Raw genomic sequence first — 23,879 nt, forward strand, 5'->3', positions numbered from 1 at the left:
GGATGAGTTCTCTCTTCAGCCCCCTGTCCCTCAGGTCCCTGACCGTGCCCAACCGCGTGTGGATGGCCGCGATGTGCCAGTACAGCGCCGCCCCGGACGGTGACGCGGCCGGCGTTCCGACGGACTGGCACTTCGCGCACCTCGCCGCTCGGGCGACCGGCGGGACCGGTCTGATCATCACGGAGGCGACGGCCGTCGTTCCCGAGGGCCGCATCAGCCCGTACGACCTCGGCATCTGGAACGACACCCAGGTCGCCGCCTTCCGGCGCGTCACCGACTTCCTCAAGAGCCAGGGCAGCGTGCCCGGCATCCAGCTGGCCCACGCCGGGCGCAAGGCGTCGACCGAGCGCACCTGGGTGGACCGGGGCCGGCCGATCGCCCCGGACGAGCCCCACGGCTGGACGCCGGTGGGCCCCAGCGCGATCCCGTTCTCGGCGGACTCGACGACCCCCGAGGAGCTCGACCAGGAGGGCATCGACGCGCTCGTCCGGGCCTTCGCGGACGGCGCCCGGCGCGCCCTCGACGCGGGCTTCGAGGTGGCGGAGATCCACGGCGCCCACGGATATCTGATCCACCAGTTCCTCTCGCCGTACAGCAACCACCGCACCGACGGCTACGGCGGCTCCTTCGAGGGCCGCACCCGCTTCCCGCTGGAGGTCGTCGACGCCGTCCGCGCGGTGTGGCCCGACGAGCTGCCGCTGTTCTTCCGCGTCTCGGCCACGGACTGGCTCACCGAGAACCCGGAGGACGACCGGGAGGGCTGGACCCTGGACGACACCGTGCGCTTCACCAAGGAGCTGCAGGCACGCGGGGTCGACCTGCTCGACGTGTCCACGGGCGGCAATGTCCCCGACGCCAGGATCGACGTCCACCCCGGCTACCAGGTGCCCTTCGCCGAGCGGGTCCGGCGGGAGACGGACATGCCGGTGGCGGCCGTGGGCCTGATCACCGAGCCGGAGCAGGCGGAGCAGATCCTCGCCTCGGGCCGGGCCGACGCCGTGCTGCTCGGCCGCGAGCTCCTGCGCGACCCGTTCTGGGCGCGGCACGCCGCCGTGGCCCTCGGCGACGAGGTGCCCTCGCCGGTCCAGTACCACCGGGCGTAAGGCCCCCGGGAGGCATGGCCGTCTCCCGCCGTCTCCCGCCGTCTCCCCCGGCCCCGGGGCTGGGAGCGCTCTCAACGGCACGGCGCGCCGGATATCCTGGCCGGGCCGATCGACGGGCCGCCGTGCCGGCGTACGGACGCACCGGCGTACCGACGTGCCCGCAGCAGATGAGGAGCGCCCGCCTTGCCCGAGCCGAGCACGGGGTCCCGCCCCACGCTGGAAGCCGTCGCCGCCCGGGCCGGGGTCTCGCGGGCCACCGTGTCGCGGGTCGTGAACGGGGGCGCGGGGGTGCGGGAGCCGCTGGTGGAGAAGGTGCGGCGGGCGGTCGACGAGCTGGGTTACGTGCCCAACCACGCGGCGCGCACGCTGGTGACCCGGCGCAACGGGGCGGTGGCCGTGATCATCGCCGAGCCGGAGTTCCGGATCTTCTCCGATCCGTTCTTCGAGCAGCAGGTGCGGGGCATCAGCCGGGAGCTGGCCGCGCACGACTCGCAGCTCGTGCTGCTGTGGGTCGAGGGGCCCGACGACCACGAGCGGATCGCGCGGTATCTCGGGGGCGGCCATGTCGACGGGGCGCTCGCGTTCTCGCTGCACAACGACGGGGGGCTCGCCGCGCTGATCGGGCGGGCCCGGATCCCCACCGTGTTCGGCGGCCGGTCGGCCGCGGGGCGGGACGTGGCGGTGCCGTACGTCGACTGCGACAACCGGGGTGGCGCCCGGGAGGCCGTACGGCACCTGGTCGCGCTGGGGCGCCGGCGCGTGGCGCACATCGCGGGGCCCCGGGATCTGATGGCGGCGCTCGACCGGCTCGACGGCTACCACGACGTCCTGCCGGGCGCCGATCCGGCGCTGGTCGCCGACGGGGACTTCACGGCGGCGAGCGGTGCCCGCGCGATGGCCGAACTCCTCGACCGGTGCCCGGACGTGGACGGCGTCTTCGCCGCGAACGACCTGATGGCCTCGGGTGCCCTGCGGACGCTGCGGGAGCGGGGGGTCAGGGTCCCCGAGGACGTGGCGGTCGTCGGCTTCGACGACATGCCCGCGGTGGTGCGGGACACCGAGCCCGCGCTGACCACGGTGCGTCAGGACATCGAGGGCATGGGGCGGCTGATGGTGCGGCTGCTGATGCGGGTCCTGGACGAGGGCGGTGACCGTACGCCGGAGTCGATCGTCACTCCGACGGCGCTGGTCCGCCGCGCGTCCGCCTGAGACGGAGCGGGAGCCCGAGCGCGGGTCCCCGGCCCGGGAGCCCCGGCCCGCGAGACGGCTGCGGCGGGCACCGCGTCTCCGCGGTGCCCGCCGTTTCCCAGGAGGCTTCGTCGCGCGGCTTCGCCGCCGGGGCGGCTCAGCCGTACGGGATCACCAGGACGGACCGGTCCGTGCCGGTCTGGAGCCTCGACGTCCCGTTGCCGATGGCGCTCCACACCTCCAGGCGCACGGTGCCGTTGGTGAGGTTGCCGAGCGTGCCGGTCGCCGACGAAAGGCCGCGGGTCTGGGCGTACTCCTCCCAGCCGGTGAGCGGGTCGGTGGCGAAGTAGTGGTACGTCTCGGTCCGGTCGAAGGTGCCGTCGCCGGTCAGGTCGTAGCTGATCCTGGCCTGCTGGCCGAGGCCGACCGTGGTTCCGGCGTCGACCTGGAGCCGGAAGGCGGTGGAGGCGCCCGGGGTGAGGGTGCCGTTGACCCCGCGGGCCTCGTAGACGAGCGGCTTGTACGGGGTGCCGTCGTGGTTGGCGCCGTCGGCGGAGGCGATCGTGTCGGCCCCGGCCGTGCCCCCGGTGGCGGTGGTGAGGGTGCCGCCGGAGCGCAGCTGGAAGGTGTTCCCGGTCGACGGGCCGGGGTCCGGGCCGGGGTCGCCGCCCGTTCCGGTGCCGATGGCGGTCGAGCGGGCGGGCACGGTCAGGGTCCTGCCGTCGGAGAAGGTGACGGTCCGGGCGGCGGAGCCGTGGTTGTGGGCCGCGTAGGTCCGCACCGTGCCCTTGGTGAAGACGGCGGAGGTGGGCAGGTCGCCGGTGACGCCGGCGTCGGGTGCGCCGAGCGCGTCGAGCGTGCCGATCCAGTGGTAGGTGTGCGCCTTCGACTCGCCGGCCTCGGGGGTGTAGGCGGCGTGGCCCGCGTCCCACTTCACCTTCGCGGCGGCCGGGTCGGCGAGCGACTGGAACTCCCAGAGGATGTCGCGCCATTCGACGGCGGGGCCGCCGTTCTCGCGTTCCATCTCGGCGATGTTGCGGCGGATCGCGTCCTTGCGTCCGCCGAGGTGGAGGGAGCCGCCGGCGGTGACGGGCAGGACGTTGATGCCGTGGATCTCCTCGGGGTTGGCGGTCCACCAGGTGGCGTAGGCGCCGCCGCTGCCCCAGACCATGCCGACGGTGTCGTGGCCGAAGGAGGCCGGGAAGACCTGCTGGTCGGCGTCGAACCAGTACTGGGCGACGGCCTCGGCCTCGGTGGTCAGCAGATAGGTGCCGAGGTCGCGCAGCGCGGTGTCGCCGGTGGCCGAGCCCCACAGGACGAGCGCGGCGCTGAGGTTGGTGGACTCGGAGGACGACTCCTGGTTGTTGCCGGCGGCGAAGCCCTGGTGGCCGGAGGCCCAGCTGTGGCCGGCGTAGACGTCGAAGCCGCGCAGGAAGGGGAAGGCGGCGTCGGTGCGGGAGGGGTTGGCGGTGTCGCGGACCAGGGTCCTGACCATGCCGCCCCAGGCGGAGCCGGCGGCCCAGGCGGGGTCGTACTGGGCGACGATCGCGGCGGCGTAGACGTAGTAGCCGTAGTGGAAGTGGTGGTCGTTGAGCTCGGTGTCGCTGCCGTAGGAGGCGGGGTATCCGGTGAGGGTCTTCCACGCCGGGTCGTACGAGAACTCGTTGGCGCCGCCGGCGGTGAACCAGTCCTGGAGGCGGCCCTTGATCAGACCGAGGAGCTTGTCGCGGATCGCTCCCTCGCCGATCTGGTCGGCGACCGGCACGAGTTGGGCGAGCTTGCCGAGGGCCTTGCCGGTCCAGTAGGTGTCGACGGCACCGGAGAACGGGTCGGAGGCGTTCGCGGTCTCGCCCAGGTACGCCCGCAGCCGGGCGGTGTCGACGCCGTTCGTCCTCGGCAGGGCGGGCAGCACGGCGGAGGCCTTCTGGGCGGTGGTGAAGGAGGCCGCCTCGCGGACCTTCATGGTGCCGCGCGGCGAGACGTAGGTGTACGGGGTGAGGGCGTCGGTGGTGTGGAGCCACTGGTGCCGGTAGAGCGCCTGGAGGGTGCCGCGCTCGGTGCCCTCCTTGGCCTCGGTGGTGAGGGTGTAGGTGGCCCGGACGGTGCCGCCGGTGTAGCTCCAGTTCACGGTGGAGCCGGTGACGAAGCTGAAGGCGTACTTCCGGTAGGTGGCGAGCGCGCCGGTGGAGGGCAGGACGGCGACGGAGAAGTAGTCCTTGCCGCCGAGGCCGGTGGTGATGGTGCTGCCGGAGACGTTCCAGTCGGTGCCGGTGGGGGCGAAGAGGGCGTAGTGGTGTCCGGCGACGGTGATGCCGAGGACGTTGCCCTGGTCGGCGAAGACGGTGGGGGTGGTGGCGGTGGTGATCTGGGCGTTGCCGCCGGAGCCCTTGGCGTACACGAAGGGGCTGCCGTGTCCGATGGTGGTGCGCAGGGTGCGGGTGCCGTCGGACCAGTAGGGGGTGACGGTCCAGTCGGACCAGGCGTCGGCCTTGGTGTCGGGCGAGTTGAGGCCGCTGAGGCCGACGGTGAGGTCCCGCTTGTGGGGGTACTCGTACTGGCGGCCGTCGCCGACGATCTGGGGGCTCGTCGGGTAGCCGATGTCGAGGCCGGCGGCGGTGGCCTGGTAGGTGAGGGGGTGTCCGTACATGGGGGTGGAGTACGGGTTGTCGCCGTAGCGCTGGAAGGCCAGGGAGGACCACCAGTCGTTGGTGGGCACCGGCCTGCCCTGGGCGGCCGCCGTGACCTTGGGGGTGACGGGGGTGCCGGTGTGGGTGGTGGGGCCGGAGGTTCCGGCGGGGCGGCTGTCGGAGTAACTGCCGGAGCCTACGGGGACGGTGGCGGCCCCGGCCGGTGACGCGGTCGGCAGAAGTCCGACCGCGGCCAGGGCGGTGGCCAGGACCAGCACGGCGGCCGGTCGGTTGCGGGGGGCGGGCATGGGCGGCACCTCGTGTCATCACGACGGATAGGGGTGTCAGCGCGATCCGGGGCGCGAGAGCGCTCTCAGATGCCGGTGAACGTAAAACTCCTGAAACAACGGTGTCAATAGATGGAACGGCGGGGGGACTTGAGGGTGAGTCCAACCCGTTACGCCTTCGAGTCTTGACGGGACGGACACCGGGCGGGCACGCTCCAGACGCATCTTTGAGAGCGCTCTCAAACGGCGGGGCCGCCGGGCGGACGGCGCCCTCGACGCGTTCTTCTCTCCGCTCCAAACCCAAGGGAGGCTTCCCATGCCCATCGCCCGAGCCGCCAAGAGGGCCACCGTCCGTCTGGGAGCGGTCGTTCTGGCCGGGGCCCTGCTCGCCGCCTGCGGCGGGTCACCGGACGAGGCGTCGTCCGCCGGTCCGGGCGGCAAGGTGACCCTCACGGTCGACCTGTTCGGCTCCTTCGGGTACAAGGAGGCCGGCCTCTACGCGGAGTACGAGAAGCTCCACCCGAACGTCACGATCAAGCAGACCGACACCGAGGACGAGGCGGACTACTGGAAGTCGCTGCAGACCCGGCTCGCCGGCGGTGGCGGTCTCGCCGACGTCCAGGCCGTCGAGGTCGGGCGGATCGCCTCGGTCACCCAGCAGCAGGCGGACAAGTTCGAGGACCTGCGCAGATACGGCGCCGACGGGCTCAAGAACCGGTTCGCCGAGGCCAAGTGGGCCGCCGCCACCGGCCGCGACGGCGCGGTCCTGGGCCTCGGCACCGACGTCGGCCCCGAGGCCATGTGCTACCGCACCGACCTGCTGCGCAAGGCCGGGCTGCCCACCGACCGCGAGGAGCTCGCGAAGAAGTGGTCGACCTGGGAGGGCTATCTGGAGCTCGGCGAGCGGTACAAGGCCAAGGCGCCCGCGAACAGCGCCTGGCTGGACAGCGTCGGCAGCCTCTACTCGATCATGATCGGGCAGGAGAAGGAGCGCTACTACGACGCCTCCGGCGCCCTGATCTGGGAGAAGAACCCCGCCCTGAAGAAGGCCTGGGACACCTCGGTCGCGGCGGCGCGCAGCGGCCTGAGCGCCAAGCTGGACCAGTGGTCCCCGCAGTGGAACCAGGCGTTCGCCGCCGGCTCCTTCGCGACCCTCCCCTGCCCCGCCTGGATGCTCGGCTACATCAAGGGCCAGGCCGGCGACGCCGGAAAGGGCACGTGGGACATCGCCGCACTGCCGGGCGGCGCCGGCAACTGGGGCGGCTCCTACCTCTCGGTGCCGAAGGCGGCTCGGCACAAGAAGGAGGCGTACGAGCTGATCGCCTGGCTCACCGCGCCCGAGCAGCAGGCGAAGCTCTTCGAGAAGAACGGCAACTTCCCCTCGGCCACCGGCGCCATCGACAAGGTCGCCGCCGCCAAGGACCCTTACTTCTCGAACGCCCCGATCGGGAAGATCTTCGGTGACGCCGCGAAGGCCGCTCCCGTCCAGGTGCTCGGCGTCCACGACCAGAACATCGCCCAGCAGATCACCAACGCCCTGAGCGAGGTCGAACGCAAGGGAACGGCTCCCGAGAAGGCATGGGAGAACGCGAGGAAGGGCGTCGCCAACACGATCGGCTGACCCCGCGCCCCCCTTCCCCGGGCCCGCCGTGCCCCACCTCCCGCCGGGAGCCCCCGGGCCGCCGCCGTGGCGGCCCGGGGGCCCGCCAAGACCCGCCCTGCCCCGCCCCGCTCCGCTCCGGTACCGACTCACCCCCAAGGGCCGCCCGTGACCCTCGCCTCCTCCTCCGCGAAGCCGATCGCACCGCCCCGCCCGCCCCGTGCGTCCGGGCCGCCCCGCCCGCCCGTGCTCCGGCGCGCGTGGCGGAGCGTCTCCCCGTACGCGTATCTCGCCCCCTTCTTCACCCTGTTCGCCGCCTTCGGGCTGTTCCCGCTGGTGTACACGGCGTTCGTGTCGCTGTACCGGGTCGAGCTCCAGACGCCCGGCGACATGGAGTGGCGGGGCCTCGGCAACTACACGGCCCTGCTCGGCGACGCGTTCTTCTGGACCTCGCTGCGCAACACGTTCACCATCGGCGTGCTGTCGACGGTGCCGCAGCTGCTGATGGCCCTCGGCCTCGCCCATCTGCTCAACTACAAGCTGCGCGGGCGCACTTTCTTCCGCACCGCGATGCTGCTGCCGTACGCGACCTCCGTCGCCGCCGCCACCCTCGTCTTCGCGCAGCTCTTCGGCCGCGACTTCGGGCTCGTCAACTACGTGCTCGGGCTGGTCGGCGTCGGGCCGGTCGACTGGCAGAACGGCACGGTGGCCTCGCAGATCGCCGTCTCCAGCATCGTCGTGTGGCGCTGGACGGGCTACAACGCGCTGATCTACCTGGCCGGCATGCAGTCCATCCCGCACGAGCTGTACGAGGCGGCCGAGATGGACGGGGCGTCCAAGTGGCGGCAGTTCCTCCATGTCACGCTGCCGGGTCTGCGGCCCACGATCGTCTTCACGGTCGTGGTCTCCACGATCGGCGCCACCCAGCTCTTCGGCGAGCCGCTGCTCTTCGAGGGATCGGTCTCCGGCGGCATCTCCCACCAGTACCAGACGCTCGGGCTCTATCTGTACGAGCAGGGCTGGGGCTTCTTCCACCTGGGCCGGGCGGCGGCCATCGCCTGGGTGATGTTCCTGATGATCCTGCTCCTGGTCGGGGCCAACGCCCTGATCGCCCGCCGCCGTACCCGTAAGGAGGCCGGCCGATGACCACCTCGCTCGCCGATCCGCCGGTCACGCGCCCGGCCCCCGGGGCGCCCGCCACCGGGCGCGGGCGCCGCCGCTCGCGCGCCGGGCGCACGATGCGGGGCGGGAAGCTCGCGTACGCGCTCCTCACCCTCGCCGTGCTCGTCTCGGCGTTCCCCTTCTACTGGACGATCGTCGCCGCCAGCCGCTCCAACGCCGAGCTGGCCCAGGTGCCGCCCGCGCTGCTGCCCGGCCGCAGCCTGATCCGGAACTTCGAGGCGGTGATGGAGGAGGCCGACATCGGCAAGGCCCTGCTGAACTCCTTCATCGTGTCCGGCTCGATCACGCTGGGCACCGTGCTGTGCTGCACGCTCGCCGGGTTCGCCTTCGCCAAGCTGCGGTTCCGTGGCCGGGGCGCCCTGCTCGCCGTCACGGTGGGCACGATGATGATCCCGCCGCAGCTGGGCGTGATCCCGCTGTTCATGCTGATCGCCGAACTCCAGTGGGCGGGCCGGCTCCAGGCGGTGATCCTGCCGGGTCTGGTGTCCGCGTTCGGTGTGTTCTTCATGCGGCAGTACCTGGTGCAGTCCCTGCCGGACGAGCTGATCGAGGCGGCCCGGGTCGACGGCGCCTCGACGGGCCGGATCTTCTGGTCGATCGTGGTGCCCGTCGCCCGGCCCGGCATGGCCGTACTCGGCCTGCTGACCTTCATGGCGTCCTGGAACGACTTCTTCTGGCCCATCGTCGCCCTCACCTCCTCCGAGCCCACCGTCCAGGTCGCGCTGCGCCAGCTGGGCGGCGGCTACGTCAACGACCAGTCCGTGATCATGGCGGGCACCCTGCTCGGCACCCTTCCGGTGCTGCTGGTCTTCGGCCTCCTCGGCCGGCAGATCGTCGGCGGCATCATGCAGGGCGCGGTCAAGGGCTGAGCCGGGCCCGCCGGCCTCCTCGGCCCCGGCCCCGGCCCCGGCCGGGTGCCTCGCCTCTCCGCCGTCCTGCCCTCCCCGCCGTCCCGCACTCCTCTCCTCCCCGCCGTTCCACCCTCCTCGCCTCCCCGTCGTCTCACTCCTGGGAGTTCCCGCCTCATGACCGCGCTCGACCCCCGCCCCCGCACCACGACCCCGCTCCGGTTCCCGGCCGGCTTCCGCTGGGGCACCGCCACCGCCGCGTACCAGATCGAGGGAGCCGCCGCCGAACACGGCCGCACCCCCTCCATCTGGGACACCTTCAGCCGCGTCCCGGGCAAGGTCCGCAACGGGGACACCGGCGACATCGCCGCCGACCACTACCACCGCGTGAGCGAGGACATCGCGCTCATGCGCCGGCTCGGGGTGACCGACTACCGCTTCTCCGTCTCCTGGCCCCGGGTGCAGCCCACCGGGCGCGGGCCGGCCGTGCGCCAGGGCCTCGACTTCTACCGACGGCTCACCGACGAACTGCGCGAGGCCGGCATCCGGCCCGTGGCCACCCTCTACCACTGGGATCTGCCGCAGGAACTGGAGGACGCCGGCGGCTGGCCCGAGCGCGAGACGGCACGGCGCTTCGGCGAGTACGCGGCCCTCATGGCCGAGGCGCTCGGCGACCGCGTGGCGACCTGGACCACCCTGAACGAGCCGTGGTGCGCCGCCTTCCTCGGCTACGGGAGCGGGGTGCACGCGCCCGGCCGCACCAGCGCCCTCGCCTCCCTGCGCGCCGCCCATCACTTCAACCTGGCCCACGGTCTTGCGACCCGGGCGCTGCGCGCCGCCCTGCCCGCGGGGTCCGAGGTCTCGCTGACCCTCAACCTCCACGCGGTGCGCCCGCACACGCAGGCGCCCGAGGACCTGGACGCGGCCCGCCGGATCGACGCGGTCGGCAACCGCGTCTTCCTCGACCCGGTCTTCCACGGCACCCTGCCCGAGGACCTGGTCCGGGACACCGCCCCGGTCACGGACTGGTCGTTCGTACGGGACGGGGACCTCCGGACCGCGTCGGCACCGATCGACTCGCTGGGCATCAACTACTACTCCCCCACCGTGGTCGCCGCCGGGTCCTCGCCGGCGCCGTCGCCGTGGGCGGGCGCCGAGCGGCACGTGCGCTTCCTTCCGGCACCGGGGCCGCGCACGGCGATGGACTGGCCGGTCGACGCGAACGGGCTGCACGAGCTGCTCGTCCGGCTGCGCGACGACCTGCCCGGCGTTCCCCTGGTGATCACCGAGAACGGCGCCGCGTACGACGACTACGCCGATCCGGAGGGCCAGGTGAAGGACCCCGAGCGGGTGGCGTATCTGCGCGCGCACCTGGCGGCGGTCCACCGGGCGATCGAGGACGGCGCCGACGTCCGCGGTTACTTCCTCTGGTCGCTGCTCGACAACTTCGAGTGGGCGTACGGCTACAGCAAGCGGTTCGGCATCGTCCACGTCGACTTCGCCACCCAGCGGCGGACGTTCAAGGACAGCGCCCACTGGTACGCGGGGGTCATCGCGCGCGGGGGTCTGGAGGCGTAGCCGGGGGCCCGGCGGGCGGCGCGGCGAGGGGCGCGGACAGCGGCGCGTCGGGCGGCGCGTCGGGCAGCGCGGTGAAGGGCGCGGCGGGCGGTGAAGCGGACGGCGCGGCGAGCGGCGCGGACAGCAGGGCCGTCAGGAGCGCGGCCGGGTCGGTGCCGCTCGGCAGGTCGCTGACCTGGCCGTCGCCCACCTCCACCACCCGCCAGGCGCCGCCCTCGGCGAGGCGCGCCAGGTCGGTGGTGACGAAGCGGCAGCCGAGGGCCCGGACCAGGGGGCGGACCGCCGACAGGTCCGGGGCGGGCCGCACGTCCGGTGTGTCCGGGTGCGGGCCGACGAGGACCGGCTCGCCGTCGAGCCACCAGACACGGGCCTCCTCGGCCCGGTCGGCCGCGCCGCGCACGTACCGCTCGAAGCGGCGCAGCACCACCCCGCCGGCCAGGTCGTCGCCCTGCAGCTCGACGAAGCGTCCGACCACCCGGCGCAGGCCCTCGGTGTCGGCGAGGTCCGGTACGAAGCAGGCCTGTGCCCACTCGTGCTTGCGGGACTTCACGTAGTCCTTGACGATCGCCGGGCCGCGTCCGCCGAGCTCCCCGGCCGCCTGCTTCAGCTCCGTGTCGCCCGGCATGCCGCCGCCGGGAATCCAGCGGCTGCGCGGGGTGACGGCGGCGAAGGCCGCGTACCAGCCGGGAAGTTCGTGGGCCTGCCGGTAGGCGGCGGACGGGGTGAGCAGGGTCCGGCCGCGGGCGGCGAGGGCGGTTTCCAGGGCCGCGTACGCCGTCGGCGGCAGCATCCAGCCCCGGTACCAGAGAGGGCCGCCGTCCGCCGGCACCCGGCGGACGGCCTCCCGGGCGCGTCCGGCGAGCAGCGCGTCGTGGTCGACGACGGCGGGAGTGCCACCGAGTTCCCCGGCGCGGCGCGCTTCCGCCGCGTAGTGCGGGTCGGGCCGGTGCGGTGCGAGCGGGTCGGCGGGGAACAGCAGGGCGGGAAGCGGCATGCGGTGCACGGTAGCCGACGGGGGCGGGGCGGCGCGTCGGCCGGTCGACGGGCGGTTGGCGACTCAAGGCCGCCGGACGACGGCCGGACGACGGCCGGACGACGGCCGGATGGATCCACTCGTTCCGGCGGTTTGGCCGAACTGTGCGTAGACCGGATAGATGCCTGAGGCATGTAGTGGAGACGGCACCACCGTAGAAGCCGAAGCTCAGCCGTCTGCGAGGACCGGACATGACCGAAGCCGTGGCCTTCCCCCAGAACCGGACCTGCCCCTACCACCCGCCGACCGCCTACGACTCCCTGCGCGAGGAACGCCCGTTGTCGCGCGTCACCCTCTGGGACGGACGCCAGGTGTGGTTCGTCACCGGACACCAGGCCGCCCGGACCCTCCTCGCGGACCAGCGGCTGTCCACCGACTCCACCCGGGAGGACTTCCCGCTGCCGACCGAGCGGGCCGCACGCGTGCGCCGCCGCCGCCGGGCCGCGCTGCTCGGCTGGGACGATCCCGAACACAACGCCCAGCGGAGGATGCTGATCCCGAGCTTCTCGCTCCGGCGCACGGAGAGCCTGCGACCGCGCATCCAGGCGACCGTGGACCGGCTGCTCGACGCCATCGAGGAGACGGGACCCCCGGCGGAGCTGGTCGGCGCGTTCGCCCTGCCGGTGCCGTCGATCGTGATCTGCGACCTGCTCGGCGTGCCGTACGAGGACCACGACTTCTTCGAGGAGCAGTCCCGCCGGCTGCTGCGCGGCCCCACCGGCGCGGACACGGAGGAGGCCCTCGCCCGCCTGGAGGACTACCTGGGCGATCTGATCGACCGCAAGCGGGCCGAGCCGGGCGAGGGGGTGCTCGACGACCTGGTGGCCCGGCGGCCCGAGGACGGCGTACCCGACCGCGAGGAGCTGGTCGAGCTGGCGACGATCCTGTTGGTCGCGGGGCACGAGACCACGGCCAACATGATCTCCCTGGGGACGTACACGTTGCTGCGCCATCCCGAGCGGCTCGCGGAGCTGCGGGCCGATCCCGCCCTGCTGCCCACGGCGGTGGAGGAGCTGCTGCGCTTCCTGTCGATCGCGGACGGGATGCTGAGGGTCGCGCGCGAGGACGTGGAGGTCGGCGGTGCGGTGATCCGGGCGGGTGAGGGCGTCGTCTTCGCCACGTCCGTCATCAACCGGGACGGCGCGGTCTACGCCGATCCGGACACGCTCGACTGGTCCCGGCCCGCGCGGCACCACGTGGCGTTCGGCTTCGGCATCCACCAGTGCCTGGGGCAGAACCTGGCCCGTGCCGAGCTGGAGATCGCACTCGGGACGCTGCTGCGCAGGCTGCCCGGACTGCGACTCGCCGTGCCCGCCGAGGAGGTCCCCTTCAAGCCCGGGGACACGATCCAGGGCATGCTCGAACTCCCCGTCACCTGGTGAGAGGAAACCGGCCGATGCGCATCCTTCTCGACACGGACGTCTGTATCGGCGCCGGGCAGTGCGCCCTGGTCGCGCCCGACGTCTTCACCCAGGACGACGACGGCTTCGGCACCGTCGTCCCGGGCGGCGAGGACGGCGGGGGCGGTGGGGACGGGCCGCTGGTCCGCGAGGCGGCCCGCGCCTGCCCCGTACAGGCGATCACGCTCGACGCGTAGGCGTTGCCCCCGGCGCGTAGGCGTTGCCCCCGGCGCCCCGTTGCCCCGGCGTCCGGCGCCGGGGCACGATCGGGTCGTGTTCGAGGTGCTGCCCGGGGTGGGGCTCGTGTTGCCGCGTGGTGCGGGCGTGCTGCGGTTCGGCATGCCCGAGCGCGAGGCCCAGTGGGCCGTCGCGACGCTGGCGGACGTGCGCGGAACCTGGGTGTGCGGCGCCGGGTGGTCCTTCTCGGCCTCGTACGAGGGCCTGGAACTGCTCGTGTGCGGTGACACGGCCGACCGCTGGGGCCGGGCGGAGCACACGGTCAGCGGCCTGGCGACGGTCCGTCTCGGCCGGTACGGCGGGGCGGCGACGGAGCCCTCCGCCGTACCGGTGACGCTCCGGGACGTGGACGTGTTCGGCCACCCGGCGAGGGAGGTGCTCGACGTCCTGACATCGGACCCGCACCCCACGGTGAGCCTGCCGCACGCGCCCGCACACGCACACGCACACGCACCGGCCGGATATCTGACGGAGATACGGCTCTCGGCCGGCTGAGTGCCGCGACCGGGATACTCGATCCGGGCGGCCCTGGTCCCGCGGATCACGCGCGCACTAGGGTGCGACGATGGACCCAGTGACCGACGCACCGGTGCACCGTGTCCGGGCCGAGACCCCCGCCCGGACGAACGACTACGACGGATTCGCCGAGGCGTACGCGGCGAAGACCGAGAACAACCTCGTCAACGCCCACTACGAGCGGCCCGCGATGCGGGCCCTCGCCGGGGACGTGGCCGGCCGGCGCGTCCTGGACGCCGGGTGCGGCTCGGGCCCCCTGTCCGCGGCGCTGCGCGAGCGCGGCGCGGTCGTCACGGGCCTCGACGCCAGCGCCGCGATGCTGGCGCTGGCCAGGCGACGGCTCGGCGCGGACGTGGACCTGCGCCTGGGGGATCTGGGCGAGCCCCTGCCGTTCGCCGACAGCGTGTTCGACGACGTGGTCGCGTCCCTGGTGCTGCACTACCTGGAGGACTGGGGGCCGGCGCTGGCCGAGCTGCGGCGGGTGCTCCGGCCCGGCGGCCGGCTCATCGCCTCGGTGGAACATCCCATCGTGGCCTACGAGTTCACGGATCCGCGGCCCGACTACTTCGCGACCACCAGCTACGGCTTCGACTGGAGCTTCGGTGAGCGGTCCGTTCCGATGAGATTCTGGCGCAGGCCGCTGCACGCGATGACCGACGCCTTCACCGCCGCCGGTTTCCGGCTTTCCGCTCTCAGCGAGCCGCGGCCCGACCCGGCCGCACGGGAGCTGTTCCCCGACGGCTTCCACGACCTCGCTACCAAGCCCTGCTTCCTCTTCTTCGTCCTCGAGGTGCCGGCGGCGGCTCCGGACGCGGTCGCGTAGCCGTCGGACGGGAGGCGCCGAGCCCCCGGGAGGCTGCTCCCGGGGGCTCGGCGTGCGTCGGGCGGGCTGCCCGGAAGGCGGCCTAGAAGGTCAGGTTCCAGGCGTCGATGCGGCCCGTGTCCTGGGAGGCGATGTCCTGGACGCGGAGCTTCCAGGTGCCGTTCGCCGGCTCGGCGGAGGCGTTCACCGCGTAGGTCTTGGCGACGTCGTCGGTGCTGTCGCTGTTGGTGAAGTCCTCCAGCGGGTAGACCGTGCCGTCCGGGGCGACGAGGGAGAGCACCAGGTCACCGCGGTAGGTGTGCTTGATGTCGACGCCGACCTTGAGCGTCGACGGGGCGTTGCCGGTGACCCCGGAGACGGTGATCGGGCTCTCGACCGTCGCGTTGTCGACGATGGTGACGTCCGCGAGGTTCTCGAAGTACGGGCCGGTGGGCGGCGGGGTCGCGCCGCCGACCGCCTTGAGCGCGTCGACCTGGCCCTCGCCGAAGAAGCCGTTCTTGGCCGTGGTGCCCGTGCAGCGGCTGTCGGAGGGGCAGGCCTTGTCGGTGGCCTGCGTCGCGAGGGCGGCGCGGATGTCCGCCGGGGTGTAGGAGGGGTTCACGCTCGCGAGGAGGGCGGCGACGCCGGCGACGTGCGGGGAGGCCATCGACGTACCGCTCATGGAGCCGTACTTGCCGCCCGGCAGCGTGGAGTAGACGCCGCTGGCACCGTCGCCGCCCGGCGCGGCGATGTCGATGATGCCGTTGCCGAAGTTGGAGTACGAGGCCTTGGCACCGCCGTTGGCCTGTGCGGAGACCGTCACGACGCCCGGCAGCTCGGTCGGGATGTCGATGCAGGCGTTGGTGATGGTGCGGGTGACCGGCGTCGAGTCGTTGGGGCTCTCGGTGTCGGTCGTCTTGTTGGCCAGGTCGTAGTTGGCGTTGCCGGCCGCGGCGACCTGCAGCGAGCCCTTGGACTCGGCGTACGCCTGGGCGCGGCGGACGCCCTCGATGATGGCGGCCTGGTCGACGTTGTCGGGGCAGTTGAACTGCCACGGGTCGGTGTAATAGCTGTTGTTGGTGACCTTGAAGCCGTGGTCGCCCGCCCACATGAACCCGCAGATGGTGTTCTCCGCGAAGAACAGGCTGGTGGACGGCTCGGCGATGCGCACGGAGGAGATCTTCACTCCGGGGGCGACGCCGATGACTCCCTTGCCGTTCTTCGCGGCGGCGATCGTGCCCGCGACGTGGGTGCCGTGGGTGCCGACGTCGCGCCAGGCACCGGCGCGCGTGTCGGCCTTGCCGTAGGCGCAGGAGACGGAGTCCGCGGCGTTGAAGTTGGGCGCGATGTCCTGGTGCCGGTCGTCGACTCCGGTGTCCAGGACGCCGACCTTGACCGCGGCCGAGCCGGTGGTGACGGCCCAGGCCTGGTCGGCCTTGATCTGCGTCATGTCCCAGCGGTTGGTCTCATTCAGGGTCGTCGTGGACTGCGACGGGGTCGCCGGAAGCGCCGGGTTGTACGCGTCGGCCGGCACGTCGGAGGTGCGGGTCGCGCCGACCTGCTGGACCCCGGAAACGCCGCGCATCGTGGCGGCGAAGGAGGTGGAGGCGGAGTGGGCGACGATGACGCCGATGGCGTCGTAGGCGGCGAAGACGGTGCCGCCGTGGGAGGCGACGGCGTTGCGGACGGCCGTGGTGTCACCGGGCGTGGTGATGACCAGGTACGCGCGCGTACCGGCGGCCCAGGCGGCCGTGCCGGCCCGCGTACCGGCCGCGGACTTCGCCGGCGCCTGCGCGGCCGGGGCGGTACGGGCTCCCTGGGCCGCCTTCGCCGCCGTCTCCACGGGCAGGACCCGCGCCTGGGCGGGGGCGGTGAGGGCGACGGTGGCGCCGACGACGACGGCGGCCGCGACCGGCAGTCTCAGCCGGCTCGATATGTGGGAAAACAATGCGTCCTCCGATGGCCCGGAGGAGCTGGTGGCACCGGCCGGGCCCTGTGATGTGTGGGGTGGACGCAAGATCCCAGGACGCCGGTACCGGAGGGAAGGATTCTGTCCGTCCTCTCCCTTTCCGTTACCCATTGTTGATCTGACGGCACGCCATGTCGGGGGACGAACGAGGTCAGGTGGGGCATTGCCGCCACCCGCCGTCCGTGACGGCTCGTCAGGTCCGCGTCGGCGTGGTTTTCCCCCTCCGGTGGGAGCGGGCGCGGTCGACGGCGGTGAGGAGCGCCGCGGCGGCGGCGAGGACGGCGCTGGTCCACACGGCGGTGACGGGGGCGCCGGTCCGGCCGGTCGCGGCGGCGGCGAGGAGCGGGCCCGCGAAGGCGCCCGTGTTCAGTCCGACGGTGGCGAACGCGCCGGCCAGCACCGGGGCGCCGGACGCGAGGCGCAGGACGCGGCTGACGAGGGCGGTGCCGAGGCCGAAGGACAGCGCGCCCTGGACGGCCGCGAGGAGGAAGAGCGTCACGGGATGGACCGCCGTCAGCGCGAGCAGCACCCAGCCGGCGGTGAGCGCCCCGAACGCGCGGCGGCCGTACCGGAGCGCCGCACCCGGCCCCGCTCCCGGCGCCATGCGGCCGGCGGCGGTGACCCCCAGGAACGCGCCCGCGCCGAACGCGGCGAGCAGCCCGGGGACCGCTCCGGAGGGCAGGCGGGCGACGTCCTCGGCGACGACCGCGAGGAAGGCGAAGGTCGCGAAGGTGGCACCGTTGACCAGGGCGGCGACCCCGAGGGCCGTCCGCAGCGGGCGGGACGCCAGCACGCCGAGGTCACGTCGCACGGAGACGTCGGGGCGGGGCGGCGTGTCAGGGTGGGTCGAGGCGTCGGGGCGGGGCGGGGCGTCGGGGCCGGGCGCCGCATCGGGGCCGGTCGCCGCGTCGGGGTGGGTCGAGACCTCGGGACGGGCGGCCGCGTCGGGGGTGGGCGCCGCATCGGGGATGGGCGGGCCGTCCGGCGTCGCGGCGGCGGGCGAGCGCAGGACGAGCGCGAGCGCGGGCAGACACAGGGCGGCGACGGACCAGAACGCCGAGCGCCAGCCGTACGTCTCGCCGAGCAGCGCTCCGGCCGGCACACCGACGACGCAGGCGAGGGTCACGCCCGACAACAGGACGGCGGTCGCCCGCGCCCGGCGGGGCGGCTCGACGAGACCGGCGGCGAAGGGCAGGGCGACCGCGAGGAAACCGGCGTTGACGACGGCGGCGACGACACGGGTCGCGAAGAGCACGACGAAGTCCGTCGCGAGCGCGCCGACCACGTGGACGAGGACGAAGGCCGCGAGGAAGCCGGCGAGAGCGGGGCGGCGCGGCCATCGGGCGCTCAGGGCGGCCGTCAGGGGCGCGCCGACGATCATCCCGATCGCGTACGCGGAGGTGAGGCCGCCGGCGGCGGCGGTGGAGACGTGGAGGTCGTGGGCGAGGTCCGGGACGAGCCCGGACAGCATGAACTCGGAGGTGCCCTGGGCGAAAACGGCAAGCCCCAGGACATGAAGGAAGACGGGCAAGGACGTGACTCCGGCGTCGAGAGAGGCGGACGGGGAGGTCCGCGTACCGGCCGACGCACTGCGTCACCCTCACACGGACCCGCGGGCGCGTCCGGTCACTCGCAGCGGAGGGCGGCCGGGAAAGCTTCCGCTTCCGGCTCAGCGCACGGCCCGCCGCCGGGTGACCGGCGGCTCCGTTCTCTCCGACTCGGGGCTGGAGCTCGTCATGCGGGGCACCTTACGGGGAGCGTCCCGGGGCGGCAACGGAATTTCGCCGACCGGGCGTTCGCACCGGGGGCGGGCCGGGCCTTCGCGCCGGGCGTTCGCGCCGCGTGTCCGCACCGGGCGTTCGCGCCGCGTGTCCGCCGCCGGGACCGCCAGGCGTTCGCGCCGGGGCTGCCAGGCATCCGCGCCGGTTGTTCGCGCCGCGTGTCCGCCGCCGGGACGGGCCGCCGCGCCCCTCCCCCGTACCGATCAATCAGCCGCCGCGCCGACCTCCGCCAGTTCCTTCATCGCCGCCGCCACCGACTCCTCGGTGGCGGGCAGCAGCGGCAGCCGTACGTCGGGGGTGGGGATGCGGCCCTGGGCGTGCAGGACGCCCTTGACGACGGCCGGGTTGGGCTCGGCGAACAGGCGGCCGGAGAGGCGGGCGAGGCGGTGTCCGAGGGCGCGGGCCCGGGAGGTGTCCCCCGCCCGCCAGGCGTCGGCGAGCGCGGCGAAGCGGTCGGTGGCCAGGTGGGCCGAGGCGAGGATGCCGCCGGTGGCGCCGAGGGCGAGCAGGGGCGAGACGAAGGCGTCGTCGCCCGCGAGGACGGCGAAGCCGGCCGGCGGGTCGCCGAGCAGGGCGACGGTGTCCTGGTCGATGCCGCCGACGGCGTGCTTGACGCCGACGACGCCCGGGAGTCCGCCGAGGGTGCGCAGGGTCGCGGCGTCGAGCGGGCGGCCGGTGCGGTACGGGATGTGGTAGACGACCAGCGGTACGGGGCTGTCGGCGGCGAGCCGTGCGAAGTGGGCGACCACCCCGTCCTGGGAGGGCCGTACGAAGGCGGGCACGGTCACGAGGGCTGCCCGGATCTCCGGCCACCCGCTCAGCGCGGCGAGTTCGCGGGCCGCGGTGGCGGTCGCGCCACTGCCCGCGCCGACGACGAGCTGGGCCTCGCGGGCCCGGCAGACCCGGGCGCAGGTGTCGACGACGGAGCGGCGTTCGTCGGGGTCGAGCGCGCCGGCCTCGCCGGTGGTGCCGAGCGCGACGAGCCCGGCGGCGCCGTCGTCGAGCAGGGAGTGCGCGAGTCCTTCCAGGGCGTCGAGGTCGGGGCGGCCGTCGCGCGCGAAGGGGGTGACGAGGGGGACGTGGATCCCGTACGGGGTGAAGTGCTGTGCCATGTCGTCGAGGGTGCTCGCCACCGTACCCTCAGGTCCAGTTCGCGTTTTTGAGGCGAACCGTAAGCTGAGCTGATGCTCGATGTACGACGTCTGCGCCTGCTGCGCGAACTGGCCCTGCGCGGCACCATCGCCGCCGTCGCGGAGGCCCTGTCCTTCACCCCGTCGGCCGTCTCGCAGCAACTGGCCACCCTGGAACGGGAGGCGGGGGTGGCCCTGCTCGAACGGTCCGGGCGCGGGGTGCGGCTGACCCCGGCCGGGCAGAAGCTGGTGCGGCACGCGGAGGCGGTGCTCGAACGTCTGGAGCGGGCGGCGGCGGAGCTGGCCGAGGCGCGGCACGGCCCGGCGGGGCCGCTGCGGATCGGCGCCTTCCCCACCGCGACCCGCGCGATCGTGCCGGAGGCGCTGATGCTGCTGGCCGCCCGGCATCCGGCGCTCGAGCCGATGGTGTCGGAGACGGATCCGGCCGGGGCGGCGCACGCGTTGCGCGCGGGTGACCTGGACGTGGCGTTGATCCACGACTACGACCTGGTGCCGGCGCCGCTCGAACCGGGGCTGGCGGCCGAGGCGTTGTGCGAGGAGGAGATGTATCTGGCCGCGCCGTCGCCCGCGCCCGCCGGGCTCGGCGGTCTCGCGCTGCTCGCCCACTGGCGGGACGCGCCCTGGATCATGGCGGCCCCGGACACGCTGTGCCGGGCGGTGACGGAACAGATGTGCGGGGCCGCGGGGTTCGTGCCGCGGGTGCGCCACCAGGTGGACGCGTTCGCGACGGTCCTGGCCTTCGTCGGTGTCGGCCAGGGCGTGGCCGTCGTACCGCAGCTGGGGGCGACGGATCCGCCGCCCGGGGTGTGCCTGACGGCGTTGCCGGTCCGTCGCCGCACGCGGATCGCCTTCCGGCGCGGCGCGGGCCCGCATCCGGCGATCGCGGCGCTGACGCGGGCGCTGCGGGAGTCCGTACCCGGGCGTCTCGGCGCCCCTTGAGCACGCACCCGCCTTCAGCACGCACCAGCGGGGACCTTAAAGAGAATGATTTTCATTCTGCTAAGGTCGGGGCATCACCGCACCCCGCTCCCTTTGAGGACCCCTCGTGTCTCGCCTGCCCGGAAACACCCCCTTCGCCCGTCGCGGCCTGCTCGCCGCCGTCGCCGTCACCGCCGCCTCGGCCCTGGTCGGCGGCTGCTTCGCCGGCAATAACGCTCCGAGCGGAAAAGGGGGCGAGGACGCGAACGGCGGGCGCATCCGGGTCGCCATGATGCAGCCGCCGCGCTCCGGCCTCTCGCCGCTCTCGGACGACGCCTTCAAACTGTCGCGCTGGTCCACCGCCGAGACACTGGTCCGGCTCGACCCCGACGGCAACGCCGTCCCCTCGCTCGCCACCGGCTGGCGGCAGCAGGGACGGACCTGGACCTTCACCCTGCGCGGCGGTGTCACCTTCCACGACGGCAGCCCGCTCACCCCCGCCGACGTCGTCCGTTCCCTCACCGCCGCCGCGAAGGCCTCCCCCAAGCCGCGCATCCTCGACGGGGTCGAGCTCACCGCCCGGGCGGCCGGACCCCGTACGGTCACCGTCACCACCGCCCAGACCGACCCCCTCGTACCGCAGCGGCTCAGCTCGCCGCAGCTGTCGGTCCTGGCCGCCAAGGCGTACCGGGGGAAGACCGTCGACCCGGTCGGCGCCGGCACCGGACCGTTCGTGCTCGTGCGCGCCGACGGCACCGCGTCGGCCACCCTCGACCGTTACGACCGCTACTGGGGCGGCCGCGCGAAGGCCCCGGGCATCGACGTGCGTTACGTGCCCGACGGCACCGCCCGGGCCGCCGCCCTGCGCAGCGGCGAGGCCGACATCGTCGAGGCGGTCCCGGTCTCGCAGGCCGGTCTCGTCGACCAGAAGCTGATCACCGAGGTCCCCATGCCCCGGACCAACACCCTCTATCTGAACACCCGGCGCGGCCCCTTCCGCGACCCGGCCCTTCGGGCCGCCGCCCGGGAGGCCGTCGACGCCCGCACCCTCGTCTCCGGTGTCTACGAGGGCCGCGCGGACATCGCCGGCGGCCTGCTCGGACCGGCGCTGCCGTGGGCGGCGAAGCTGCGTACCCCCGTACGGCACACCGCCCCGGCCACCCCGAAGGGCGCGACGATCACCATCGGCACCTTCACCGACCGCGCCGAGCTGCCCGAGGTCGCCCAGCTCCTCCAGCAACAGCTGCGCAAGGCGGGCTTCCGGGTCGAGCTGGACGTGCGCGAGTACGCGCACATCGAAGCCGACGCCCTGGCGGGGAAGTTCGACGCCTTCGTCCTGTCCCGGGCCACCGTGCTCGACTCCGGCGATCCGGCCGCCTACCTGTACAGCGACTTCGCCGGCGACGGCTCCTTCAACATCTCCCAGCTCGCCGACCCCGCCGTCGACTCCGCGCTCACCACCGCCTCGACGACGGCCGCGGGCGACGCCCGCAGGCGGGCCGTCGTCGCCGCGGAGGCCGCCGTGCTCGCCACCGACGCGGCCGTGCCGCTGCTGCACGAGCGGGTGATCCAGGGCGACGCCGCGCGTGTCGTCGGCGCCGCGCACGACCCGCGCGAGCGCGAACTGGTCACCGTCCACACCCACGTACGGTGACGCCGCCCGTCCTTCCCGCCACGCCCGACCGTACGACGAGGACCTGGGTGTCCGCGCGGGCGCGGGCGACGCGGACGGTCCGTCCTGCGGCCGTACGGGCCGGGGCCGCCCGGCTGTTCGCGCTGGCCGCCGTCGTGACGGCGGTCGGACTGCTGCCCTGGCTGTCCGGCAGGGACCCGGCGCTCGCCCTGTTGCGCGCCCGGTCCGCCGAGCAGGCCCCCACGCCCGAGGCGCTCGCCGCCATCCGGGCCGATCTCGGCCTGGACGCGGGCCCGGCGGGCCTGCTCGGCCACTGGTTCGCGCGGCTGCTCCACGGCGACCTCGGGGTGTCGTGGGTGTCGGGCGCCGAGGTGCTGCCGTCGGTGACGGCCGGACTCGGCGTGTCCCTGACCCTGATGGGCGCGGCCCTGGCGGTCGCCGTGCTCGTCGGGACGCTGCTCGCCGCCCCCGTCCTGCTCCGGGGCCGGGCCACGGCCGGGACGGTGGCGGCGGTGCTCGCGGCGCTGCCCGAGTTCCTGCTCTCCCTCGTCCTGCTGCTCGTCGCCGGGGTGTGGCTGGGGTGGCTGCCCACCTCCGGCTGGGCGGGGCCGGCCCATCTGGTGCTGCCCGCCCTCGCCCTCGGGATTCCGGCGGGCGCGCTGCTCGGCCGGCTGGTCGCCGACGCGCTCCCGGCCGTCCTCGACGAGCGCTGGGTGGAGCTGTGGCGCGGCGCCGGGACCGGCCGGGGGCGGATCACCGCCGCGGCGCTGCGCCGGGCACTGCCCGCGCTCACCGGCCAGTTCGGCATGGTCGCCGTGGGTCTGACCGGCGGCGCGGTGGCCGTGGAGACGGTGTTCGCCGTGCCGGGAATCGGCCGTACAGCGCTGGGCGCGGCCACCTCGCAGGACCTGCCGCTGCTCCAGGGCTGCGTCCTCGCCCTGCTCGCGCTCGGTCTGCTCGCCGGCGCGGCGGCGGCACTGATCGGGCGGCGGCTGCTCGGTCCGGCGCTGCGGGAGGCCGGGCTCGGTCTGCCGCAGCCGCGCACCCGGCGGATCCCGCTCGCCGTGCCGCTGGCCCTGGCCGCGGCCCTGGCCGGGGTGATCGGCTGGGGGCTGCTGCGCGATCCGTACGCGGTGGATCTGACGGCGCGGCTCGCCGCGCCGTCCGCGGCGCATCCGCTCGGTGCGGACGCGCTCGGCCGTGACGTGCTCGCCCGACTCGGTCACGGCGCGGCGGCCACCGTCGGCACGGCCCTCGCCGTGACGTTCCTGAGCTGGCTCACCGCGCTCGTGCTGGGCTTCGTCCCGGGCGTCGCGGCCGGGCTCGCGGACGTCGCGAACGCCCTGCCGCCGGTGCTCACCGGCCTGCTCGTCGCGGCGGTCACCGGTCCGAGCGGCGGGGCGGCGGCCCTCGCCGTGACCCTGGTGTCCTGGCCGCCGCTGGCCGCGCACGCGGCGGCGCTGGTGCGGGAGACGCGGGCCTCGCGGTTCCTGGTGGCGCAGCGGGCGATCGGCGCGGGACCGCTGTGGGTCTGGACCCGGCACGTCCTGCCGACGGTGGCGGGGCCGGTCGCCCGGCACGCCGTGCTGCGGTTGCCCGGCATCGCGCTCGCCCTGGCGTCGCTCGGCTTCCTCGGGCTCGGGGCGCGCCCCCCGGCGCCCGAATGGGGGCTGCTGCTCGACGAGTCGGCCGACTACGTCGAGCGCGCGCCGGTCGCCGCGCTCGCCCCGGCGGTGGCGCTGGCGCTGCTCGCCGCGCTCGCGGTGTGCCTGTCGTCGCGCGGCGCGACCCCGGCCCGCCGCGCCCCGCGCGCCCCGCGCGCCCGGGGCGGCTTCCGCCCCGGCCTGCGTATCCGGCTCCCTCTGTGCCTCCGTCTACGTCTTCTCCTTCGTTCCGTCGTCGCACCGAGGAAGGACCGGCCCGTTGCCGCTCCCCCCGTCTGACCCCCCTCACTCCCCCGGCTCTGCCGGCTCTCCTCACTTTTCCGGATCTTCCGGCTCTCCCGGGTCTCCCGGCTCTGCCGACA

At 74.2% G+C, this 23,879-nt stretch carries 17 protein-coding genes and 1 pseudogene; 13 read left to right on the top strand and 5 right to left on the bottom strand.

All coding sequences use genetic code 11. The features are described 5' to 3' along the window. Nucleotides 1-2: 2 nt before the first annotated feature. Both ABTZ91_RS18365 and ABTZ91_RS18370 read left to right on the top strand, forming a co-directional pair. Nucleotides 3-1,103 carry an NADH:flavin oxidoreductase/NADH oxidase gene (locus ABTZ91_RS18365; RefSeq protein WP_352078204.1) on the top strand — a complete coding sequence of 367 codons (1,101 nt, stop codon included), beginning with the start codon at nucleotides 3-5 and terminating at the stop codon, nucleotides 1,101-1,103. Nucleotides 1,104-1,286: 183 nt separating this feature from the next. Beyond that, nucleotides 1,287-2,312 (top strand): LacI family DNA-binding transcriptional regulator, encoded by a 1,026-nt coding sequence (locus ABTZ91_RS18370; protein ID WP_352078205.1) that lies wholly within the window; start codon nucleotides 1,287-1,289, stop codon nucleotides 2,310-2,312. A gap of 136 nt (nucleotides 2,313-2,448) precedes the next feature. On the opposite strand, the gene ABTZ91_RS18375 is transcribed toward ABTZ91_RS18370, so the two are convergent. Continuing rightward, on the bottom strand, nucleotides 2,449-5,226 hold the full coding sequence (locus ABTZ91_RS18375; RefSeq protein ID WP_352078206.1) for a glycosyl hydrolase: 2,778 nt from the start codon (nucleotides 5,224-5,226) through the stop codon (nucleotides 2,449-2,451). Between the two features lie 295 nt (nucleotides 5,227-5,521). Here ABTZ91_RS18375 and ABTZ91_RS18380 point away from each other — a divergent pair, with 295 nt between their 5' ends. The 4 genes from ABTZ91_RS18380 to ABTZ91_RS18395 all read left to right on the top strand — a co-directional run bounded on the left by ABTZ91_RS18380 (nucleotide 5,522) and on the right by ABTZ91_RS18395 (nucleotide 10,413). Beyond that, complete coding sequence (locus ABTZ91_RS18380; protein ID WP_352078207.1) at nucleotides 5,522-6,826, top strand: extracellular solute-binding protein; 1,305 nt, start codon at nucleotides 5,522-5,524, stop codon at nucleotides 6,824-6,826. A gap of 147 nt (nucleotides 6,827-6,973) precedes the next feature. After that, nucleotides 6,974-7,951: a carbohydrate ABC transporter permease gene (locus ABTZ91_RS18385; protein WP_407077974.1), complete on the top strand. Its 978-nt coding sequence runs from the start codon at nucleotides 6,974-6,976 to the stop codon at nucleotides 7,949-7,951. Further along, on the top strand, nucleotides 7,948-8,856 hold the full coding sequence (locus tag ABTZ91_RS18390; RefSeq protein ID WP_407077975.1) for a carbohydrate ABC transporter permease: 909 nt from the start codon (nucleotides 7,948-7,950) through the stop codon (nucleotides 8,854-8,856). The genes ABTZ91_RS18385 and ABTZ91_RS18390 overlap by 4 nt, the downstream gene beginning before the upstream one ends. A gap of 156 nt (nucleotides 8,857-9,012) precedes the next feature. Beyond that, nucleotides 9,013-10,413, top strand: coding sequence for a GH1 family beta-glucosidase (locus ABTZ91_RS18395; RefSeq protein WP_352078208.1), 1,401 nt, complete (start codon nucleotides 9,013-9,015; stop codon nucleotides 10,411-10,413). Here ABTZ91_RS18395 and ABTZ91_RS18400 read toward each other — a convergent pair. Next, nucleotides 10,385-11,407: an ATP-grasp domain-containing protein gene (locus tag ABTZ91_RS18400; RefSeq protein ID WP_352078209.1), complete on the bottom strand. Its 1,023-nt coding sequence runs from the start codon at nucleotides 11,405-11,407 to the stop codon at nucleotides 10,385-10,387. The genes ABTZ91_RS18395 and ABTZ91_RS18400 overlap by 29 nt on opposite strands. A gap of 230 nt (nucleotides 11,408-11,637) precedes the next feature. Between ABTZ91_RS18400 and ABTZ91_RS18405 the strand changes: the two genes are divergently transcribed. The 4 genes from ABTZ91_RS18405 (at nucleotide 11,638) to ABTZ91_RS18420 (ending at nucleotide 14,422) form a co-directional block, all read left to right on the top strand. Then, nucleotides 11,638-12,828: a cytochrome P450 gene (locus tag ABTZ91_RS18405; RefSeq protein ID WP_352078210.1), complete on the top strand. Its 1,191-nt coding sequence runs from the start codon at nucleotides 11,638-11,640 to the stop codon at nucleotides 12,826-12,828. Nucleotides 12,829-12,842: 14 nt separating this feature from the next. Then, a complete protein-coding gene (locus ABTZ91_RS18410) occupies nucleotides 12,843-13,043 on the top strand; it encodes a ferredoxin (RefSeq protein WP_352078211.1) in 201 nt (66 codons plus the stop codon). A gap of 76 nt (nucleotides 13,044-13,119) precedes the next feature. Further along, complete coding sequence (locus ABTZ91_RS18415; protein ID WP_352078212.1) at nucleotides 13,120-13,578, top strand: hypothetical protein; 459 nt, start codon at nucleotides 13,120-13,122, stop codon at nucleotides 13,576-13,578. 70 nt (nucleotides 13,579-13,648) lie between these two features. Further along, complete coding sequence (locus ABTZ91_RS18420) at nucleotides 13,649-14,422, top strand: class I SAM-dependent methyltransferase (RefSeq protein ID WP_352078213.1); 774 nt, start codon at nucleotides 13,649-13,651, stop codon at nucleotides 14,420-14,422. Between the two features lie 82 nt (nucleotides 14,423-14,504). Here the strand turns inward: ABTZ91_RS18420 and ABTZ91_RS18425 are convergent, their stop codons facing one another. From ABTZ91_RS18425 to ABTZ91_RS18435, 3 genes and pseudogenes are all read right to left on the bottom strand, one after another. Next, nucleotides 14,505-16,319 carry a S8 family serine peptidase gene (locus tag ABTZ91_RS18425; protein WP_407077983.1) on the bottom strand — a complete coding sequence of 605 codons (1,815 nt, stop codon included), beginning with the start codon at nucleotides 16,317-16,319 and terminating at the stop codon, nucleotides 14,505-14,507. A gap of 649 nt (nucleotides 16,320-16,968) precedes the next feature. Continuing rightward, nucleotides 16,969-17,901, bottom strand: a pseudogene (locus ABTZ91_RS18430) (MFS transporter); the annotation flags it as partial. A gap of 453 nt (nucleotides 17,902-18,354) precedes the next feature. After that, a complete protein-coding gene (locus tag ABTZ91_RS18435) occupies nucleotides 18,355-19,263 on the bottom strand; it encodes a dihydrodipicolinate synthase family protein (RefSeq protein ID WP_352078216.1) in 909 nt (302 codons plus the stop codon). A 72-nt stretch (nucleotides 19,264-19,335) separates the two neighbouring features. Here ABTZ91_RS18435 and ABTZ91_RS18440 point away from each other — a divergent pair, with 72 nt between their 5' ends. The 3 genes from ABTZ91_RS18440 to ABTZ91_RS18450 all read left to right on the top strand — a co-directional run bounded on the left by ABTZ91_RS18440 (nucleotide 19,336) and on the right by ABTZ91_RS18450 (nucleotide 23,796). Beyond that, nucleotides 19,336-20,241, top strand: a complete 906-nt coding sequence (locus ABTZ91_RS18440; RefSeq protein ID WP_352078217.1) for a LysR family transcriptional regulator — start codon at nucleotides 19,336-19,338, stop codon at nucleotides 20,239-20,241. Between the two features lie 106 nt (nucleotides 20,242-20,347). Next, entirely contained in the window at nucleotides 20,348-21,874 is a 1,527-nt protein-coding gene (locus ABTZ91_RS18445; RefSeq protein WP_407077976.1) for an ABC transporter substrate-binding protein, read from the top strand. Nucleotides 21,875-21,987: 113 nt separating this feature from the next. Continuing rightward, nucleotides 21,988-23,796: an ABC transporter permease subunit gene (locus ABTZ91_RS18450; RefSeq protein ID WP_352078357.1), complete on the top strand. Its 1,809-nt coding sequence runs from the start codon at nucleotides 21,988-21,990 to the stop codon at nucleotides 23,794-23,796. Nucleotides 23,797-23,879: the final 83 nt, after the last annotated feature.

Origin of the sequence: Streptomyces sp. NPDC126499 (assembly GCF_040302485.1) — a bacterium.
GTDB lineage: Bacteria > Actinomycetota > Actinomycetes > Streptomycetales > Streptomycetaceae > Streptomyces.

What these genes read in the sequence shown, in the direction of transcription:
- ABTZ91_RS18365 (WP_352078204.1), top strand. Translation starts at nt 3, where the DNA reads ATGAGTTCTCTCTTCAGCCCCCTGTCCCTCAGGTCCCTGACCGTGCCC.
- ABTZ91_RS18375 (WP_352078206.1), bottom strand. Translation starts at nt 5,226, where the DNA reads ATGCCCGCCCCCCGCAACCGACCGGCCGCCGTGCTGGTCCTGGCCACC.
- ABTZ91_RS18380 (WP_352078207.1), top strand. Translation starts at nt 5,522, where the DNA reads ATGCCCATCGCCCGAGCCGCCAAGAGGGCCACCGTCCGTCTGGGAGCG.
- ABTZ91_RS18390 (WP_407077975.1), top strand. Translation starts at nt 7,948, where the DNA reads ATGACCACCTCGCTCGCCGATCCGCCGGTCACGCGCCCGGCCCCCGGG.
- ABTZ91_RS18395 (WP_352078208.1), top strand. Translation starts at nt 9,013, where the DNA reads ATGACCGCGCTCGACCCCCGCCCCCGCACCACGACCCCGCTCCGGTTC.
- ABTZ91_RS18400 (WP_352078209.1), bottom strand. Translation starts at nt 11,407, where the DNA reads ATGCCGCTTCCCGCCCTGCTGTTCCCCGCCGACCCGCTCGCACCGCAC.
- ABTZ91_RS18405 (WP_352078210.1), top strand. Translation starts at nt 11,638, where the DNA reads ATGACCGAAGCCGTGGCCTTCCCCCAGAACCGGACCTGCCCCTACCAC.
- ABTZ91_RS18410 (WP_352078211.1), top strand. Translation starts at nt 12,843, where the DNA reads ATGCGCATCCTTCTCGACACGGACGTCTGTATCGGCGCCGGGCAGTGC.
- ABTZ91_RS18420 (WP_352078213.1), top strand. Translation starts at nt 13,649, where the DNA reads ATGGACCCAGTGACCGACGCACCGGTGCACCGTGTCCGGGCCGAGACC.
- ABTZ91_RS18435 (WP_352078216.1), bottom strand. Translation starts at nt 19,263, where the DNA reads ATGGCACAGCACTTCACCCCGTACGGGATCCACGTCCCCCTCGTCACC.
- ABTZ91_RS18440 (WP_352078217.1), top strand. Translation starts at nt 19,336, where the DNA reads ATGCTCGATGTACGACGTCTGCGCCTGCTGCGCGAACTGGCCCTGCGC.